This is a genomic window from Acinetobacter sp. 826659 (assembly GCF_000588515.1).
Classification (GTDB): Bacteria; Pseudomonadota; Gammaproteobacteria; order Pseudomonadales; family Moraxellaceae; genus Acinetobacter; species Acinetobacter pittii.
Genome location: NZ_JFYD01000004.1, coordinates 104,357 through 123,264, shown reverse-complemented (window position 1 = coordinate 123,264; position 18,908 = coordinate 104,357). Strand labels below are relative to the sequence as shown.

The window sequence follows — 18,908 nt, the reverse complement described above, 5'->3', positions numbered from 1 at the left end:
TTCTTTATCTAACGTTTTAAAAGAACCCTGCTTTAAGCAGGGTTCTTTATTTATACTATTTTATTTGAATGTGAAAATTGCGATTAGGTCAACTTGACTAGATTAAATAAATTCTATATTTTTCATATAATTGGCTGCTTAATTTTTATTTACTTTATTGATTTATAAAGTAAAAAATACTTGACCAAAAGATAGATAATGTTATTGTTTATAACTGACTGAATAAGTCAAATTTACTAAAATTTCTTTAACATGTTTAATTGTATTTTGGGCAATGAGTTGAACAAAATAAAAAAAAGTATTGAATAATCATGGAAGTCCAATATGGGTCATGTTGATTACGATAGCACATTGATCGTCGGCTCTTTTATTGCAGCTGGCTTCATTTGTTATATTGTAATTTCCATGGAGCAGCTAATATTCAAGCAAGTCTATAAGAAATTTGAGTCCTTAATTTTATTTATTAATGGATTGCTACTCGCCTTAGCAATTAGCATCGTCCATATTGTTGGTATACAAGCTTATCATCTGTTTGATACAGCTCACTCTAATATTCCTTTAATTGCAATATCTTATGCTATTAGTGCATTGTTATCTTGCATTGCGATGTGGTTGACTTCGCGTTTTACACTCCCTTTATTTAGACTCATTTTGAGCTCGATTATTATGGGAATCGGAATTTCAGCTTCATATTACATTAGCATGCTGGGCTGGAATATTAATGTTTATAAAAAAGATTACACTTCGTTTTTACTTTTATTTTCTGTATTAATTGCGATGAGTGGTTCAGGGCTAGCGTTTTTATTAGCCTATAAATTAAAAGACACTGAACGATATCGCTTAACTTTAAAAATTGCATTTTCGGTTATGATGACCTTAAGTATTATGGGGATGCACTACACAGCGCTTATTGCGACGAATATTACTGATAAATTTATTAGCCAATATCAGGCTGAACATGACTTATTATTATTCACAATTATTCTAGTCACCTGTTTGGTACTCGTAGCAAGTTTTATTGTTGCAATGTTAGAGCAACGCCTTACTCAACAGAATTTAGAGCTGCGCAAAGCAAATAAAGAATTAGCTAATCTATCTATACAAGACAATTTAACCAAATTACCTAACCGCCTTTATTTGGTGGATTATGCTGAAGTATTACTTTCAGATCATCGATACAAAGACCAGAAAATTGCTTTCTTATACATTGATTTAGATCGATTTAAATCGGTGAATGATGCATTTGGGCATCATGTGGGGGATCAATTACTTATTCAGATGGCGAACCGCTTACATTGGCAACTCAATGAGAAGTGCAAACTGCTTAGAATTGGCGGTGATGAGTTTTTGCTTATTGCCGAAAATACAAATGCCGATGAAGCAGTTATTTTGGCTGAGAAAGTTTTACAGCTGATTCAAGAGAGTTATCAGATTTCTGGTAAAGAAATTAATATCTCTGCAAGTTTAGGGGTGGCACTATTTCCTGAGCATGGACAAAATGTTCAGGACTTACTCATGAATGCTGATGCCGCGATGCTCATGTCTAAAGAACAAGGCCGAAATACTTACACCATCTTTAGTTATTCAACCCACCAACAAGAAACGAGAAGTCAGTCAAAACTGATCAATGATCTTTATAAGGCCGTAGAAGAAAAGCAGTTCATCTTATATTACCAACCAAAATTTAATACGAATCTTGAGGTCTGTGGCGTTGAAGCATTAATCCGTTGGAATCATCCAGCTTTAGGAATACTCACACCGCATATGTTTATAGAGGGTGCAGAAAAAACGGGTTTGATCATTCCAATGGGATATTGGGCACTTGAGCAAGCTTGCCTGCAAATTCAAGAGTGGGAACGCAGTAACACCCCATTTTATCCAGTCGCAGTAAACCTATCTGCACTACAGTTCGAAAATAAAAAATTATTTAGTACACTCGAAGCGTTATTGAAAAAATATCAAATTCAACCTCATCACTTAATTGTTGAGATTACTGAATCAACTGCAATGCGACATATCGATTTAAGTATTCGTGCTTGTGAGCGACTACGTGATATGGGCATTCGAGTCGCAATTGATGATTTTGGAACAGGCCATTCAAGCTTTTTATATTTAAAAGATTTACCTGTAGATGAATTGAAAATTGATCGTGGTTTTATCGTTGACTTAAAACCAGGCTCAAAAGAAGAAGTTATATTAGAAAGTATAATACATTTAGCTAAAAAGTTAGGTTTAACCGTAACAGCGGAAGGAGTGGAAACTCAACAGCAAGTTGAGATTTTAACCCGTTTAGGTTGTCAGCAATTTCAGGGTTATTTATTAGGAATGCCTGTTCACGTCGATCAACTGATTGAATCTCAAGGCGCTCACTTCGCTTAATCTTTTCTATATCGATTTTTAAAACTAATATTTCCTTTTAATTTTTTCTTTAAAGAACAATTAATTAAAATGAATTTATCTTCTAAAACACTCCTATATATTTGTAGTAGTGAATAGTATTAGTTTCTCAGTTAGTTAAGTGTTTTACATATAATAATTTATGAATATATACTGCAAGTATAAAGTAATACTAATAAATTGATGTTTGTATTTTATAAAATATAAGGAGTTAAAAGGGTTGTTATAAAATATTGTGAAGTTTATATAATAATTAGAATTAATGAAGATAGAACTAAATAAAAATATTAATTTTTATAAAATATAAATATATTAATTTTAGGGGTTGAATAGATTTTGGGTGGAGTTGGAGAGTAGACTCCACCGAACAAAAAACTTCTATCTTTATTAAAATATAAAAACTTAATTAATTTATAAATTAAATAGTTGCGTACTCTCGAACTGTTTCTAATTCAATAATTTTGTTTATATAAGACCACGTTTGTTCTGGATTAATCTTTCCTTTATTTATAGTGCCGTCAATAATGATTCCATCTACAATGTTAAGAAAGAGTCCTGTTAGAATTTTTGTGTTTTCCACTTCTAACTCTGAAAGAGCTGCGAAAACTAATGAGTAAATCCACTCCCGATACTCATTAATTTGATGCTTAATAGAAGGGTACAATTGCATGACTTCTATTGTAGCTTTTTTAAATAAGCAGCCGTTAAAGTCATCTGTATTAATCCAATCGATATACCAATTAAATATCTTTTTTAATTTAATCAATGGGTTGTTGGTATTTTTTATTTTTTCCAATATTGAATATTGGATCTCTAAATTTCTTTTATAAAGACATTCTTCAATTAAGGCTTCTTTAGAAGAAAAGTATTTATAAAAAGTCATTTTTGCAACATTTGACTCAGCAATAATGCGATCAACACCAATAGAAGTATAGCTTTTTTGGTTAAAGAGGGATGTTGCAGTTGTTATAATAGTTTCTCTTTTTGTCATCGGGTTCCCCGTTGCGGATATTTTTTGATTAACTTTGCTATTGTAAAGTGTATAAGCTTAAATAAAACTTATTTTATAGTATTTAAAAAATTATATTTATTCAATAGCTTGGTTAATTTAAAAAACAACATATTATATATTTAATTGGCAATAGTTTACTTTTTTAAATATTATTAATTAATCCGTTGATTTGTTGAGATAATACACATAGTATCAACTTGTTAAGTATGGGTGTGCGGAATTTATTTTAGCAATTGAATGCAAAATTGTAATAAAGAGAGAGCCTATAACTTAACTATAAGAAAAACTTTTTACAGAGAATCATTATGTTAAAAAAATTTGAAGACTTTAATAATCCAAGAGAAAAAGCATTGCAGGGGATGAGAAATAGTATTCCTGCAAAACAATGGGATGAAAATTTACAATTTCTTAAACAGTTAAGAAAAACGATTGCAGAATTACCAGTTTGCAACCATCCTGCTATTGAACTGTTAAACGGTGGATATCTTGATAAACAACGTTTGACTCTTATTCATTTAGAATATCGTCATGCGATTGTACAAATTTTTACTGATGCTCTATTAAAGGCTCAATTTTTAACAAAACAATTGGAACCTAAACTTCACTCTGGGGCGAAGATGTATCCACGGGTATTATTAAGTTTAAATATACTTGATGAGTTTGGTTTTCGCCCTGGTTTAGACAAAGATAATTACTATCTGGGTAATCCTGAATATGCTCATTATCCTTTATATGAAGATTTACTTAATGATTATGGTTTAACGGAACTTGACCGTCGTAATTATAAACCATCAAAATTTGCAGATCAGGTTAGATCATTTTTAGAATCTTCTTATGATAGTTATATTAATGTCGTGGCATTATTGGCTGTTGCAGAGGAGGAAGTCATTCTTTTTAGTCCTCCATTACGTCAAGCAACCAAATTCGTAAATATCGATGTTGAAGGTGGTGGTTACTACCATGTACATGGTGTATCTACAGATGAAACATCTGAGGCCGCTGATGACGATCATGAAGATGACTTGTGGTTTGCATTAGCACAAGCAATTACAAAAGATGATTATGAAAGCTTAACCAAGCTATGTATTGATTACTGTGCTTTATGGAATGAGTTCTGGGATGCACAAATTGCAGATGTTCAATTCATTGAAGAAAAGAAATTGGCATAACGATTCTGTTAAGTCTTAACCAAGCCCCATCTATAAACAGGTGGGCTTTTTTAATTGTAAAATTTCTAAGAAGTTAAACTACATACTCAAAAAAGATCTAAAAAGTTTGTGAATAACTCATGGCTTATCAACAATCATTAAACAGTTCTATAAATCTGCTACAATTACGCCAATTTTTATTTTGATCGACTTTAGGTCTTTGGCACTGCGATCTCCGCAGTAGGTGTATTTCATGAGTTTTAAAGATGAGTTAGCGGCACAGGTTGCTCAACGCCGCACATTTGCCATCATTTCCCACCCCGATGCCGGTAAAACCACCATGACAGAGAAATTACTGTTATGGGGTAAAGCAATTCAGGTTGCAGGGATGGTAAAAAGCCGTAAATCTGACCGCGCAGCTACATCTGACTGGATGGAAATGGAAAAAGAGCGTGGAATTTCCATTACCACTTCTGTTATGCAGTTCCCTTATAAAGGTCACACCATTAACTTACTTGATACACCGGGGCATGAAGACTTCTCTGAAGATACTTATCGTACCCTAACTGCAGTTGACTCTGCATTAATGGTGATTGATGGTGCAAAAGGTGTCGAAGAACGTACCATCAAATTGATGGAAGTTTGTCGTATGCGTGACACTCCGATCATTTCATTTGTAAACAAGATGGACCGTGAGATTCGTGAACCACTTGAGTTACTGGATGAAATTGAGAATGTTCTCAATATTCGCTGTGTACCTATTACATGGCCATTAGGGATGGGGCGTGATTTTGCTGGTGTATACAACATTCTTGAAAACAAATTGTATGTCTACAAAGCAGGCTTTGGTTCAACTATTACAGATATTGAAGTACGCGATGGCTATGACCATGCAGATATCCGTGAAAAAGTAGGTGAGCTGGCTTGGGCGTCTTTTGAAGAGTCACTTGAGCTCGTACAAATGGCGAATGAGCCTTTAGACCGCGAATTATTTTTACAAGGTAAACAAACTCCAGTTCTATTTGGTACAGCATTAGGTAACTTTGGTGTTGACCACGTGTTAGACGCATTTATGAATTGGGCACCAGAACCTAAAGCACATCCAACACAAGAGCGTGTTGTCGATGCTAAAGAAGAAGGTTTTTCTGGTTTCGTCTTTAAAATTCAAGCCAACATGGATCCGAAACACCGTGACCGTATTGCCTTTATGCGTATTTGCTCAGGTAAATACGAGAAAGGTTTGAAGATGAATCATGTACGTATTGGTAAAGATGTACGTATTAGTGATGCATTGACATTCCTTGCGGGTGAGCGTGAACATCTAGAAGAAGCGTGGCCAGGTGATATTATTGGTTTGCATAACCATGGCACAATTCAAATTGGTGATACTTTCACAAGTGGTGAAAATCTACATTTCACAGGTATTCCGCACTTCGCACCAGAGATGTTCCGTCGTGTGCGTTTGAAAGATCCATTAAAGTCAAAACAATTGCAAAAAGGTTTGAAAGAGTTGTCAGAAGAAGGTGCAACTCAGGTATTTATGCCACAAATTAGCAATGATTTGATCGTGGGCGCAGTTGGTGTACTTCAGTTTGACGTTGTTGCTTACCGTCTGAAAGAAGAATACAAAGTTGACTGTGTGTATGAGCCTGTAAGTGTTAATACGGTTCGTTGGATTCATTGTGATGATGACAAGATTCTCAATGAATTTAAGAAAAAAGCGCATGATCAGCTTTCTATCGATGGTGGTGGTCACTTAACTTATCTTGCACCAAGTCGTGTCAACTTGCAGATTATGCAAGAGCGTTGGCCTGATATTCAGTTCCGTAACACACGTGAACACTAATCTTTAAGATTTGACAGACAGCTTCGAACAGAAGCTGTTTTGTTTTGAAAAATAAGAAAGGATGATGAAATGAATTTGAATAGAAAGACAGTTATTGCACTTTTAGTTGCGGTAATCATATTACTTTTAGCTATTTGCCTTTTTGTCTGGAAAAGCTTTCAATCTTCATCATCTTCTCAAATGAAATCAGCTTCTACCCAAAATCAAAATATAGAGAAAGCTGAAGTACTCCCATTTCTAAACTTACAACAAGTAAAAGCTGATTATGCTTTGCCATTTTGTGAGAAGAAAAATTGTATTGATGTCGATATTCAAACGATAAAGACTCAAGATGCATGGCTAAATGAATGGATCGCGAAAAGTCAGGCTAAAGTAATTCAAGATCAAATTGATTTGAAAAAAGACTTAAGTTTGCAGCAAGCCATTAATGCTTATGTTAAAAAGTCTGATGAATGGCAAGATAAATATTCAAAGAATAGGGCTTATGAATTGCATCTTCATACCCGTATTGCATCGCAGCGTAACCAATATGTTTTATTGCAATTAGGACTTGATACCAAGCAAGAAGAGCTCACGATTAAAGACCGTTATTACTTTTTTGTGGCTGACCGAAAACTGCATAAGAGCTTAACTTTATTAGATGTTTTGAAAAAAGATCAACAAACTACTGTGCATCAAATGGTGCAGGTGGCATATCAAGACTGGTTAAAAAAGCAGACTGCTGACATAAAGAAAGAAGCACCAAAAACTTTATATTGGGGACAGGCAGATTGGTTCTTTGATGGTGAAGGTGTTGGCTTACATTATCAGGCAAACCAGATTACTAAAGAAGCTCCACAGCTCGATATTTATTTATCTAAAGAACAAACCAAAAAAATATTACAACCCGAGGTTTATGAACAAATGTTTTAAGATGGTAGCAGAATTTGCAACCTCTATTTATATGCGCTAATTTCTTAGAAAGGCATAGCGTAATCTCCTTAGAATAAAAGGCAAAATATGATGTTATCTTCTAAAGCTTCACTGCGTTTAACTTTGCTTGCTTCTGCTATATTTTTGGCAGCATGCCAACCTAAAGCTGATCCTAAGGATTCTCAAGAGCAGCAGAAACCAGCAGTCGAGGAACAAAAGCCAGTAGAGTTGACTTTGAAGGGTGAAACAATTCCTAGTAAGGTGGTTTTACCTGATTGTGATGGTAAAATTTGTCCAGAATTTACGGTAGAGCGCTTACAGAGTAATTTTCCTTTTATTGACAAAATTATAGATCAACAAATCTTAAATACATTAAATCAAATTTTAGAAATTGCTGAACCTGATGCTAAGAATACGCAAGCGGAACAAAAAGCAGAAGCTTCAGCGGCAGCGAGTGCAGAGCAAAAAAATAGCTTTGATACACAGGTGCAACGCTATGCAAATTCATTTATTGATCTAGATAATGAGTTAAAAGCTTTAAGTAGTAATCATCAGATTAATCTTTTAGTTAAACCTAAGATTTTGCAGGCTCAAGGTAAAGTTGTAACTGTAGTGCTTAATAGTAGTAGTTATTTAGGAGGGGCTCATGGCTCTGCTGCACAGCATTATTATAATTTTGATTTAAAAGAGCAAAAGCAAATTAAGCTTGAAGATTTATTACGCCCTCAGCAAAAAGCAACTTTAGAGAAGTTAGCTCATGAAGCCTTTAAGACATGGGTAACGGACTCTAAATTGGCTGATAATGTTGCTGACTATGAACAAGCATGGCCATTTAAATTATCTAATAACTTCTTATTGGGTGAGCAAGGTTTAATCCTTCAATACGGTGAGTATGAAATTGGACCATATGTGGTTGGACTCCCTCGATTAGTCATTCCTTATGATCAATTGCAAGATGTGTTGAAAGAGGAATATTTGCCACAGCCTAAAGTTAAACCAGCTTCGGCACCAGTTGCAAAAAGTGTTGGCTAATGCATTTGTTTGATACTCATACCCATTTCGATGTTGCCGATTTTGATGAAGATCGGCAACAATTAGCATTTAATGCTAAAAAAGCTGGAGTTGATGCATTAGTCTTAATTGGGTTTGTGCAGTCACGTTTTGATGAGTTGGTGCAAACTCATCATCAGTTAAAAAGCTGGGAAAATGTGCCTGCTTCATATTTAGCACCAGGTTTACATCCGTTTTATATTGAGCAGCATCAACCAGAACATTTGACTCATCTTGAACACATCTTGCAGCAAGAAAATTGTGTGGCAGTGGGTGAAATTGGCTTAGATACTTTTTTAAAAGAACATAAAAAGCCAGATGTATATGCAAAGCAAAAACAATATTTTGCTGATCAGTTAGAGCTGGCAACCCAATACCAAAAACCAGTGTTGCTCCACATTCGAAAAGCGCATGGTGATGTGCTTGCTATATTAAAATCTCAAAAATTTAAATTGGGAGGCATTGCTCATGCATTTAGTGGTGGGGTAGAAGAGGCAAAGGGCCTTATTAAGCTTGGTTTTAAAATTGGTGTAACGGGGCAAATTACCAACCCAAATGCGAAAAAGCTTCATACTGTGGTAAATGCTATAGGTGCCGAGCACTTGGTGATTGAAACAGATTGCCCAGATATGACACCGCTTTGTTGTCAAACCTCAACTGAACAGCGTACTCGTAATACCCCTGTTAATTTGCCTTATGTTTTACAAAGTTTGGCCGAAAATTTAAACATGCCTGAGTCAGATTTAGCTGAGTTGCTGTGGAAAAACTCTCAATCTGCTTTGAAATTATCGTAATAAAAATCAAAGATTAGAAATAGTAACTAAAACAAAACACAGCGATTAGAAAAGAAGCTTAAAGTAAGAAAACAACATGTAAAAACGTGAAAAATAACATTGCCAGACATGGGAGGATAACCCAATGGCTAAGTATAGCAATATCAATAGTTTTAATGCTTTACAGACGCTAACAGTAGGTTCCAGCAATTATCAGATTTTTAGCTTAACCCAAGCCGAGAAAAAGCTAGGTGACATTGCCAGACTGCCGAAATCATTAAAAGTACTGTTGGAAAACTTATTACGGTTTGAAGATCAACATAGTGTTAAAACGGAACACATTCATGCTTTAGCTGAGTGGCTAAAAAACCGTAGTTCCGATCAAGAAATTCAATATCGACCTGCACGGGTTCTAATGCAAGATTTTACCGGTGTTCCCGCTGTAGTTGACTTGGCTGCAATGCGTGCTGCAATGGCACAAGCAGGTGGCGATCCTGAAAAAATTAATCCGTTATCACCTGTAGACTTAGTGATTGATCACTCGGTGATGGTGGATCATTTTGCTGATGATCAGGCTTTTGAAGAAAACGTTCAGATTGAAATGCAGCGTAATGGCGAGCGATATCAATTTTTGCGTTGGGGGCAATCTGCTTTTAATAACTTTAGTGTTGTGCCGCCGGGTACGGGGATTTGTCATCAGGTCAATTTAGAATATTTGGCTCAAGCGGTGTGGCTAGGTGAAGATAATGGACAAACCTTTGCTTTCCCTGACACCTTAGTTGGTACAGACTCCCATACCACCATGATCAATGGTTTAGGTGTATTAGGTTGGGGTGTTGGCGGGATTGAGGCCGAAGCAGCTATGTTGGGTCAACCCATCTCTATGCTGATTCCTGAAGTCATTGGTTTTAAATTGACAGGAAAATTACCAGAAGGGATTACTGCAACAGACTTGGTGCTGACTATTACTCAAATGCTTCGTCAAAAAGGTGTCGTGGGTAAATTTGTAGAGTTCTATGGAGATGGCTTAGCCGATCTACCTCTTGCTGACCGTGCAACCATTGCCAACATGGCGCCAGAGTATGGTGCGACTTGTGGCTTCTTTCCGATTGATGAAGTGACATTGGGATATTTGAAATTAACTGGTCGTCAAAGTGATCGTATTGAACTGGTTGAAGCCTATAGCAAAGCACAAGGCTTATGGCGTAACCCTGGTGATGAACCTGTTTTTACAGATACTTTAAGTTTAGATATGAGCACGGTTCAGGCAAGTCTAGCTGGTCCAAAACGTCCACAGGACAAAGTTCTTTTATCTGATGTGCCGAAAACCTTTAATGCTTTAATGGAGTTAACGCTAAAACCGGCTAAAGAAGCTAAAGAGCGTTTAGAAAATGAAGGCGGTGGTGGCACAGCCGTAGAGGCAAAAAAAGCAAATATCCAGCATGAAAGTCCGTCATGTGTGATTGAAGGAAAAGAGTATCCATTAACTCATGGTGATGTTGTTATTTCAGCGATTACCTCTTGTACCAATACTTCTAACCCAAGTGTAATGCTAGCCGCAGGTTTGCTTGCAAAAAAAGCGATTGAAAAAGGCTTGCAGCGTAAACCATGGGTGAAAAGTTCACTTGCACCAGGCTCGAAGGTGGTGACGGATTATTTGCTGGCTGCTGGGCTTACACCGTATTTAGATGAGTTGGGCTATAACTTGGTGGGATATGGTTGTACAACCTGTATTGGTAACTCAGGTCCACTACCCGAACCAGTTGAAGAAGCAATCCAATGCCATGATTTAAATGTTGCATCTGTACTTTCTGGTAATCGTAATTTTGAAGGACGCGTACACCCATTAGTTAAGACAAACTGGCTTGCTTCGCCACCTTTGGTAGTCGCTTATGGTCTTGTGGGTAATATTCGTACTGATTTAACTACGCAACCTATTGGGCAGGGTAAAGATGGACAACCTGTTTACTTAAAAGATATCTGGCCAAGTCAGGCAGAAATTGATGCTGTCTTACAGAAAGTAAATACAGACATGTTCCATAAAGAATATGCTGCGGTCTTTGATGGTGATGAAAGCTGGCAAGCGATTCAGATTCCAAAAAGTAAAACCTATGAATGGGCTGATGATTCGACTTATATCCGCCCCCCGCCATTCTTTGAGGGCATTGGCGAACCTCCAAAACCAATTAAGAATATTGAACAGGCACGTATCTTGGCAGTACTTGGTGACTCGGTAACAACTGACCATATTTCACCAGCAGGTAACATCAAAAAAGACAGCCCAGCAGGTCGATATTTGCAAGAGCAAGGTGTTGAACCAAAAGACTTTAACTCTTATGGTTCTCGACGCGGTAATCATGAAGTCATGATGCGAGGTACTTTTGCCAATATTCGTATTAAAAACGAGATGCTAGGTGGTGAAGAGGGTGGTAATACTATTCATGTGCCAAGTGGTGAAAAGCTCGCTATTTATGATGCAGCAATGCGTTACCAACAAGAACATACGCCGCTTGTGATTATTGCTGGTAAAGAGTATGGCACAGGTTCTTCGCGTGACTGGGCTGCCAAAGGAACGAACTTATTAGGCGTGAAAGCAGTAATTGCTGAAAGTTTTGAGCGTATTCATCGTTCAAACTTGGTAGGTATGGGAGTGTTGCCATTACAATTTGTTGATGGGCAAACTCGACAATCTCTCAACTTAACTGGTCATGAGGTGATATCAATTCGAGGTTTGTCTGATGGCATAGAACCTCATCAAATTCTTGAAGTTGATGTCAAAGGACCAAATGGAGTGGCGAGCCATTTTAATGTGTTATGTCGAATTGATACGTTAAATGAGGTCGAGTACTTTAAGGCGGGTGGTATTTTGCATTATGTACTTCGGAATTTGATTGCTGGTTAGTTAAAAAAGAAACCCCGTAAAATATGGGGTTTCTTTTTATGAAAATCTAACTAAATTTAAATAATTTCTTCCAGCTAAATGATGACGTCAGTACCCAAACATCGAATGGATTAAAATATAGTGAATCTACATCAAAAAAATCGCTAGATGCTTTTAGGGAAAGCTTTAGTGGTTCTGATTCTTCATCAGCCGAAAAAGTTTGATTTTCTAATAACTCAGGGTTTTCTATAAGAAGATATAACAAGAAGTTATTCACAATATAGGATGCTTGATCTACCTTTAGGTTTATACATCCATCTGGTTTGCCGAATTGCTGCATTCCACAAGAGTAGAGTAAATTATCATCAGAAATAATAGGTATAAAGGCTTTAAATAGATCTAATATATTTTCAGCGTTATAGCTAAGCCAATCGCTTTTAAGGTGTATAAGACCCGAAGTCTCAATTTTAATTGCTAAGCCACCTGCTTTCATGAGGGCCTGACCTATTAACAGAGCTTGTTGTGCTAACTCTATTGATCCGCCATCACAAACAACATAAATAACCATATTATGTTGTTCAATTTTTTTTAATTCGCTTTCAGAAAAACGACCTAGACTAAATGATCTAAAAACCTCACTGACATTTAGATCATTTCCATATTCTTCAACTTCAGCGTAATATTCATTTGTTAAAGATTTAATAATTGAGCCCGCATAAATATATCCAGTTTCATTAACAAGTAGGGCATGTAATAAAGCTTGATGATTTTCCCAAATACCAGGAATACATAAGATAATTTTTTGATTAAATTCTTGATTCATTATTAATAAGTTCTAAGGAGCTTTTCCCACTCATAATATCGTAAAAGATATGCGATACCAATTGATTGAGGTAAAATACCTCCCGTGTTTTATATCCCCACAGAGTAGCAATGACCGATCTCCAACAAGATGAATATGACCGCCGTTTTGCAGGTGTAGCCAAAGTTTATGGTGATTCATCGTTCCAGCACTATGAAAAAAGTCATGTGATGGTGATTGGTATTGGTGGTGTCGGCAGTTGGGCGGTAGAAGCTTTAGCACGCACAGGTATTGGTGAGATTACATTAGTCGATATGGATGTGATTGCAGCATCAAATGTAAACCGTCAGCTACCTGCCATGACCTCAACTCTGGGCTGTGAAAAAGTTGAAATTATGGCGGAGCGTTGTCGCCAAATTAACCCACATATTAAAGTTAATATTATTGATGACTTCTTAACGCCTGAAAATGTCACAGAGCTTTTAAACCCTGTACCAGACATTGTTTTGGACTGCATCGATGACGTTAAAGCAAAACTGGCTTTAATGCTGCATTGCCGCTTTAATAAGATTCCTTTGATTGTTTCGGGCGGAGCAGGTGGTAAGCTCGATCCACTTAAAATCCGCGTAGCTGATTTATCAAAAACAGAACAAGACCCAATGTTAGCTAAGCTCCGTAGCCAGCTTCGTGCTCGAGGTATCTGTAAAAAGCCAAAAGAGAAATTTGGCATTACCTGTATTTACTCAATCGATAACCCATTTTCTAGTGCAGATGTTTGCCCATCGGCGGGATTACGTTGTGGTGGCTATGGTTCAGCGGTAGTGGTGACTTCAAGCTTTGCGATGATTGCTGTGGCTGAAGTTTTGAAAAAGCTTGATTTAAAGAAAGCCTAATTTAAATATTGAAAAGGCATGTGCTTATGTGAGTGCATGCCTTTTTATTTTTGAGAGAAACTATTTAATCATACAGCTCTATGTTGTCTTGCTGGGGCTGTGTGGGTAGTTGCTGATCATAAAATTTAAAGCACCATAAAATTAGAACAACAACGGTGAAAATGACAAACCCTTTTAAATACTTCATGAATAATTCAATCAATTGAATGGTCTTGATAAAATTCTAGCGAAGGCTATCTATCTAATCTAATATAGAAAATAGACCTAATAATCTAATTTTGAGATGGTTATGCTCACATTAAAACAATTCCAATATTTCATAAAAATCGTTGAAGAAGGAAGCTTTACTGCGGCTTCTGAAAAGCTATTCATAGCTCAGTCTGCTTTAAGTCGGCAAATTAAATTATTAGAAGAAGAAATTGATTTTCAGTTATTTGATCGTACTGATAAGAAAGTAAAACTCACGGCGGCAGGAGAAGTCTTCTATAAAAAAATAAAAGATAATATGCATTATTTAAATGAGATCATTGGAGTTTCTAAGAATATTGCAGAAGGGAAAAATCGCCAGATTAAAATTGCTCACTCGAGCAGTATTGTTATGGATAATAAAAAGGTTCAGATATTAAAAGAAATTAGCTTAACGCAACAAATCAATTTTGAGATAAATACCTTGTCATCTGAGCATCAGATTTTGGCTTTACTGAATGGGGAAATTGATATTGGTTTGATTAGACCGCCAGTTCTGCATAGCCTTGAAGAAATAACGACCTTGAAACTATATGAACAGCCATTATTTGCAGCTGTTTATATTGATCATCCTAAATTTAAAGAAACACAAAGTATCCAGATAAAAGATTTAAAAGATGAATATTTTGTTTCGACTCCACATCCTAAGCGGGGAGGTTTGAGTTATTTAGTCTCAAACTTGTGTATAGGGGCTGGCTTCTGGCCTAAAGCAGCGACGATCCAATCACGTAAGCTAAACCAATTACAGTTAGTTGCTGCAAATTTGGGTATTAGCATTGTTCCCCAAGAGTTTGAGAAAATATTACCCAAAAATGTAAAATTGATTCCTCTAGAAAATAAGAATCTTTTATCTGAAGTGGTTTTGGCTTATAGAACAAACCAGAGTGATCTGATTCAGCATTATGTTGAGCAGATCTACCATCTGCTGCAAGTTTGAGAGGCAATATGTTTAACTTCTGCTGAAATAATTATTGTGGCCCAATGTGCTCACTAATAGAAAATGTATATTCGGTATCACCTTCTAACGGACGTTCCTGAGATAGAATGTCCATTTTGGGGCGTTTATGCTGGTAGAATTCCAAATTGATACAACCACTATTGTTAACCGCATAGCGAATATAGTAACGATCCGGCTCTAGATAAAATATTGCTTCTTCAAATGAGTGCAAAGATAGAATTTTCTTCTTGTCGTGATAAATCACAGAAGGACAGTCTAGTATTCCATTTAAATATTGTTTTCGTATCACATGGATTCGAGCTTGAGGAGTCGTCCCTTTTAATAAATATTGAGGTTGATAAATCCGTTTTTCGGGTACTTTCTTAAAAACCTCTATAATGTTTGTATCAGGGGCGGCATAAGTCATGCTAAACGATGTCAGTAAGTAGAAGCTCAGCAGTATTCTTTTCATAAAGTTCCATCATTATTTTTGATAATTACAATATGAAAATAAAGCAAAAAAGAAGCCAAGCTGGGTTTAAAACACTCGTTTGATCAGTTGTTTGAAACAATTAAAGCAATTGAACATCTAGTTCTTAGGTAGATTACCCTAGTCGATAATAGGTATAAGTTACGCTGTCATCTTTATAGACGTCATAGCTATTTTGTTTAAAGTCAGAGACCCATTCACTTCCAGTGTATCCTGCAATGTGACCATAAACGTGGTTGCGGGTTCTGTGAATGATGTAAATGTCACCTTCTTGAGGTTCGTCGAAGGCTGGATCAATTTGTTTATAGCCAATCTTTTTGAGGGTATCGCCCCAATCTGAAGCTGCGATTGGGTGGTTTTCAACATTAGCACCAGCAGATTCGAGTGCAAGACGGATACTACGTGCGCATCTAGCTTTACTGCGTCTAGAGGTAACGCTTTCTAATTTTTCTACAAACTTTTCTACATCGATCGGTGGGTTGGTTGAAGTTTTAGTTTGATGATTATTGGGTTTCATGGTGAAAGGATAAGGTAGGCTGGGTGCGCTGTGCGATACAACAATGGCTGCCTGATTTGAATCCTGATACATGTAATTATCAGCTACTTGTCCGTCATAAATAATCATCGTGAAATCTCTACCGTGCTACCCATATCCATATTAAAAAAAATCACCACCTACCTGTGGCGTTCAGAGATACTAATAGGCGTATCTTAAAAGTTTTGTTTATGTTATGTAATAACGTATCTTTTTTCCAGAGGTGTCTGCCTTGGAGCGAAAAGATACTTATCAAAAGAGGTGGTTAAAAATAGTGAAATTTAAATTATTGATATCATTGTAAATAAATAACTAATCAGAGCTTAAATTTGAATATTTTGTTCCAACATTTGCGAATATACTCAAAATCTAAGTCTCTGATTTAAAATGCCACATTTTCTTACAATTTAAGAAGTCGTCGCCAACTTAAACTTGCTGCTCTTTTACATACTCTTCAGTGCGAATCATGGCTGCTCGCATGTTCTGAATTGCAGTTTCAACATCGGCTAAAGTTTTTGCATTTCCGCCACTTAGCGCCTGACGCCATTTACGAGCACCTGGTAAGTTTTGAAATAAACCTAAAATATGACGTGTAATGATTGAAAGGGGTGCACCTTCAGCCATACGTTGCTCAATATAAGGCAGCATTTGTTCCATAATATCGAAACGGTCTGGTGCTTCTAAGTTCCAAAGCTGTCCCAATTCAGCGAGTAGGTAAGGGTTGTGATAGGCTTCACGGCCAATCATGACACCATCAACATGTTGTAAATGAGCTTGAGTTTCGGCAAACGTTTTAATACCGCCGTTAATTTCAATAGTCAGATGTGGGCGTTCTTGCTTTAAGCGGTATACATCTTCGTATCGTAAAGGAGGGACTTCTCGATTTTCCTTCGGAGACAAACCTTTTAATATCGCAATACGGGCATGGACGACAAAGTGCGTGCAGCCCGTTGCCGCAACGGTGTCTACGAAGTGTAGCATTTCTTCGTAAGACTGCATGTCATCAATACCGATACGGTGCTTTACTGTGACAGGAATATTAACCGCCTTTTGCATGCTGTGAATGCATTCAGCCACCAAGTCTGGCTCTGCCATTAAACATGCACCGATTTTATTGTTCTGTACGCGGTCACTTGGGCAGCCTACGTTGAGGTTGACTTCATCGTAACCCCAGTCTTCGGCCATTTTTATGCAAGTGGCAAGCTCTTGTGGGTTTGAACCGCCAAGTTGTAATACGATTGGGTGTTCTTGAGCGTTATAGTCTAAATGACGTTTTGCATCGCCAAATAAAATCGCGCCTGTAGTCACCATTTCGGTGTATAGCACAACGTTTGGGTTAAACAAGCGTGCAAAGAATCGGTAGTCCTTTGTAGTCCAGTCCATCATCGGAGCTACACTGATTCTTGGAGATTTAATAGTTTCAATGGTTTTATCAATAGTCATTAAAAATCATACCTTTAATCAGTGTTTTGTAACCTGTTTGAATCTGTGAGAACTCATGTTTAGCTGCGTTAATCGGTTTGCATTTACACCAAAGTTTACACCATAATGGAAAAAATGGTTCATGGTGTAAATTTATGGGGTCAATTACTGCCAGAAAAGGTGCAGATGGAAGTGTTAGTTACCGAGCTGCTATCCGGATCAATAAAAAGGGCTATCCAGCTTATTCTGAAAGCAAAACATTTCATTCAAAAAAGGTGGCAGAGAACTGGCTTAAAAAAAGAGAAGTCGAGATTCAAGAAAATCCAGATATATTACTTGGCAAAGAACAACTGATTGACCTAACTTTGTCAGATGCCATTGATAAATATTTGGATGAAGTTGGGAGCGAGTACGGAAGGACGAAACGCTATTCTCTACTCTTAATTAAGAAGTTGCCAATCGCGCGCAATATTATCACAAAAATACATTCAATACATTTGGCTGAGCATGTTGCTCTAAGACGGAGAGGCGTGCCTAATCTTGGTTTAGACCCTATTGCAACAAGTACACAGCAGCATGAGCTTTTACATATTAGAGGTGTTCTGTCTCATGCATCTGTTATGTGGGGTATGGAAGTTGATTTAAGTAGCTTCGATAAAGCTACAGCACAGCTTAGAAAAACTCGCCAAATCTCGTCTAGCAAAGTGAGAGATAGACTTCCTACAAATGAAGAGTTAATTGCTTTAACAAAACTTTTTGCTGAGCGTTGGAAATTAAATAAATATGGTACTAAGTATCCAATGCATTTAATTATTTGGTTAGCAATTTTTTCATGCAGACGTGAAGCAGAGTTAACACGCTTGTGGCTGCAAGATTATGACTCTTATCACTCTTCATGGAAAGTTCATGATTTGAAAAATCCAAATGGTTCAAAAGGCAATCATAAGTCTTTTGAGGTGTTGGAGCCATGTAAAACAATAGTTGAGCTTTTATTAGATAATGAAGTGCGAAGCCGTATGCTCCAATTGGGCTATGATGATCAGCTCTTATTGCCTTTGAATCCGAAAAGCATAGGAAAAGAATTTCGTGATGGATGTAAAATATTGGGAATTGAAGATTTACACTTTCATGATTTAAGACATGAAGGTTGTACGAGACTGGCAGAACAGAGTTTTACAATACCTGAAATTCAGAAAGTAAGTTTGCATGATTCTTGGAGCAGCTTACAGCGTTATGTTTCTGTGAAATCAAGGCGAAATGTAATTCAATTAGAAGAGGTGCTACGCCTCATTGATGAAACGTAGCAAAGTCTTTAGCAGCTTCAGAATACTTTTTGTCTAAAATACCAGCCAAGTCTTGGACGTGTACCAGAAATGGTGCACGTTTACTTGGATCTATTTTAAAGACTGAGAAAGGAAATTCTTGATTATTTGCCTTTCTCAGCGCTTCCGCCTTACTTAAATGAGGGTAATATTCTTGTACTACCGTCATAAGTTCAACAGTCATAGTGCGATATTTCATGAACAGGTAATCAGCGGTATTTAACTGAAATACTCCCATTGTG

Annotated in this window: 17 protein-coding genes; 10 read left to right on the top strand and 7 right to left on the bottom strand. The window is 36.8% G+C overall.

Translation table 11 applies throughout. From position 1 onward, the window contains the following. The first annotated feature begins 324 nt into the window (after positions 1 to 324). Positions 325 to 2,379 carry an EAL domain-containing protein gene (locus tag J663_RS09660; RefSeq protein WP_005066201.1) on the top strand — a complete coding sequence of 685 codons (2,055 nt, stop codon included), beginning with the start codon at positions 325 to 327 and terminating at the stop codon, positions 2,377 to 2,379. Between the two features lie 436 nt (positions 2,380 to 2,815). Here the strand turns inward: J663_RS09660 and J663_RS09655 are convergent, their stop codons facing one another. After that, a complete protein-coding gene (locus J663_RS09655; RefSeq protein WP_033849379.1) occupies positions 2,816 to 3,388 on the bottom strand; it encodes a TetR/AcrR family transcriptional regulator in 573 nt (190 codons plus the stop codon). 326 nt (positions 3,389 to 3,714) lie between these two features. Here J663_RS09655 and J663_RS09650 point away from each other — a divergent pair, with 326 nt between their 5' ends. The 6 genes from J663_RS09650 to acnA all read left to right on the top strand — a co-directional run bounded on the left by J663_RS09650 (position 3,715) and on the right by acnA (position 12,040). Continuing rightward, on the top strand, positions 3,715 to 4,578 hold the full coding sequence (locus tag J663_RS09650) for a hypothetical protein (protein WP_019767990.1): 864 nt from the start codon (positions 3,715 to 3,717) through the stop codon (positions 4,576 to 4,578). A gap of 232 nt (positions 4,579 to 4,810) precedes the next feature. Continuing rightward, positions 4,811 to 6,403 carry a peptide chain release factor 3 gene (locus J663_RS09645; RefSeq protein WP_005066204.1) on the top strand — a complete coding sequence of 531 codons (1,593 nt, stop codon included), beginning with the start codon at positions 4,811 to 4,813 and terminating at the stop codon, positions 6,401 to 6,403. Between the two features lie 69 nt (positions 6,404 to 6,472). After that, entirely contained in the window at positions 6,473 to 7,315 is an 843-nt protein-coding gene (locus J663_RS09640) for a hypothetical protein (protein WP_033849376.1), read from the top strand. A gap of 90 nt (positions 7,316 to 7,405) precedes the next feature. Continuing rightward, positions 7,406 to 8,347 carry an RsiV family protein gene (locus tag J663_RS09635; RefSeq protein WP_033849375.1) on the top strand — a complete coding sequence of 314 codons (942 nt, stop codon included), beginning with the start codon at positions 7,406 to 7,408 and terminating at the stop codon, positions 8,345 to 8,347. Continuing rightward, a complete protein-coding gene (locus tag J663_RS09630; RefSeq protein ID WP_033849373.1) occupies positions 8,347 to 9,159 on the top strand; it encodes a TatD family hydrolase in 813 nt (270 codons plus the stop codon). The genes J663_RS09635 and J663_RS09630 overlap by 1 nt, the downstream gene beginning before the upstream one ends. A gap of 124 nt (positions 9,160 to 9,283) precedes the next feature. Further along, on the top strand, positions 9,284 to 12,040 hold the full coding sequence (gene acnA, locus J663_RS09625) for an aconitate hydratase AcnA (RefSeq protein WP_033849372.1): 2,757 nt from the start codon (positions 9,284 to 9,286) through the stop codon (positions 12,038 to 12,040). 46 nt (positions 12,041 to 12,086) lie between these two features. Here the strand turns inward: acnA and J663_RS09620 are convergent, their stop codons facing one another. Continuing rightward, positions 12,087 to 12,842, bottom strand: a complete 756-nt coding sequence (locus tag J663_RS09620; RefSeq protein ID WP_033849370.1) for a hypothetical protein — start codon at positions 12,840 to 12,842, stop codon at positions 12,087 to 12,089. A gap of 110 nt (positions 12,843 to 12,952) precedes the next feature. Between J663_RS09620 and J663_RS09615 the strand changes: the two genes are divergently transcribed. Then, the gene (locus J663_RS09615) at positions 12,953 to 13,714 is read left to right on the top strand and encodes a ThiF family adenylyltransferase (RefSeq protein ID WP_033849367.1); all 762 of its coding nucleotides are present in this window, start codon (positions 12,953 to 12,955) and stop codon (positions 13,712 to 13,714) included. Positions 13,715 to 13,778: 64 nt separating this feature from the next. Here J663_RS09615 and J663_RS18905 read toward each other — a convergent pair whose 3' ends face one another. Continuing rightward, positions 13,779 to 13,901, bottom strand: coding sequence for a hypothetical protein (locus J663_RS18905; RefSeq protein ID WP_002117232.1), 123 nt, complete (start codon positions 13,899 to 13,901; stop codon positions 13,779 to 13,781). A gap of 96 nt (positions 13,902 to 13,997) precedes the next feature. Here J663_RS18905 and J663_RS09610 point away from each other — a divergent pair, with 96 nt between their 5' ends. Further along, complete coding sequence (locus J663_RS09610) at positions 13,998 to 14,897, top strand: LysR family transcriptional regulator (protein WP_081404691.1); 900 nt, start codon at positions 13,998 to 14,000, stop codon at positions 14,895 to 14,897. Positions 14,898 to 14,928: 31 nt separating this feature from the next. On the opposite strand, the gene J663_RS09605 is transcribed toward J663_RS09610, so the two are convergent. The 3 genes from J663_RS09605 to dusA form a co-directional block, all read right to left on the bottom strand. Beyond that, positions 14,929 to 15,324 (bottom strand): hypothetical protein, encoded by a 396-nt coding sequence (locus tag J663_RS09605; RefSeq protein WP_081404700.1) that lies wholly within the window; start codon positions 15,322 to 15,324, stop codon positions 14,929 to 14,931. A gap of 178 nt (positions 15,325 to 15,502) precedes the next feature. Next, complete coding sequence (locus tag J663_RS09600) at positions 15,503 to 16,012, bottom strand: hypothetical protein (protein ID WP_033849361.1); 510 nt, start codon at positions 16,010 to 16,012, stop codon at positions 15,503 to 15,505. A gap of 336 nt (positions 16,013 to 16,348) precedes the next feature. Beyond that, a complete protein-coding gene (gene dusA / locus J663_RS09595) occupies positions 16,349 to 17,365 on the bottom strand; it encodes a tRNA dihydrouridine(20/20a) synthase DusA (protein WP_033849360.1) in 1,017 nt (338 codons plus the stop codon). Positions 17,366 to 17,499: 134 nt separating this feature from the next. Here dusA and J663_RS09590 point away from each other — a divergent pair, with 134 nt between their 5' ends. After that, on the top strand, positions 17,500 to 18,648 hold the full coding sequence (locus J663_RS09590) for a tyrosine-type recombinase/integrase (protein WP_033849358.1): 1,149 nt from the start codon (positions 17,500 to 17,502) through the stop codon (positions 18,646 to 18,648). Here J663_RS09590 and J663_RS09585 read toward each other — a convergent pair. Continuing rightward, positions 18,632 to 18,904, bottom strand: a complete 273-nt coding sequence (locus tag J663_RS09585) for a pyocin activator PrtN family protein (RefSeq protein WP_033849356.1) — start codon at positions 18,902 to 18,904, stop codon at positions 18,632 to 18,634. The genes J663_RS09590 and J663_RS09585 overlap by 17 nt on opposite strands. Positions 18,905 to 18,908 lie beyond the last annotated feature (4 nt).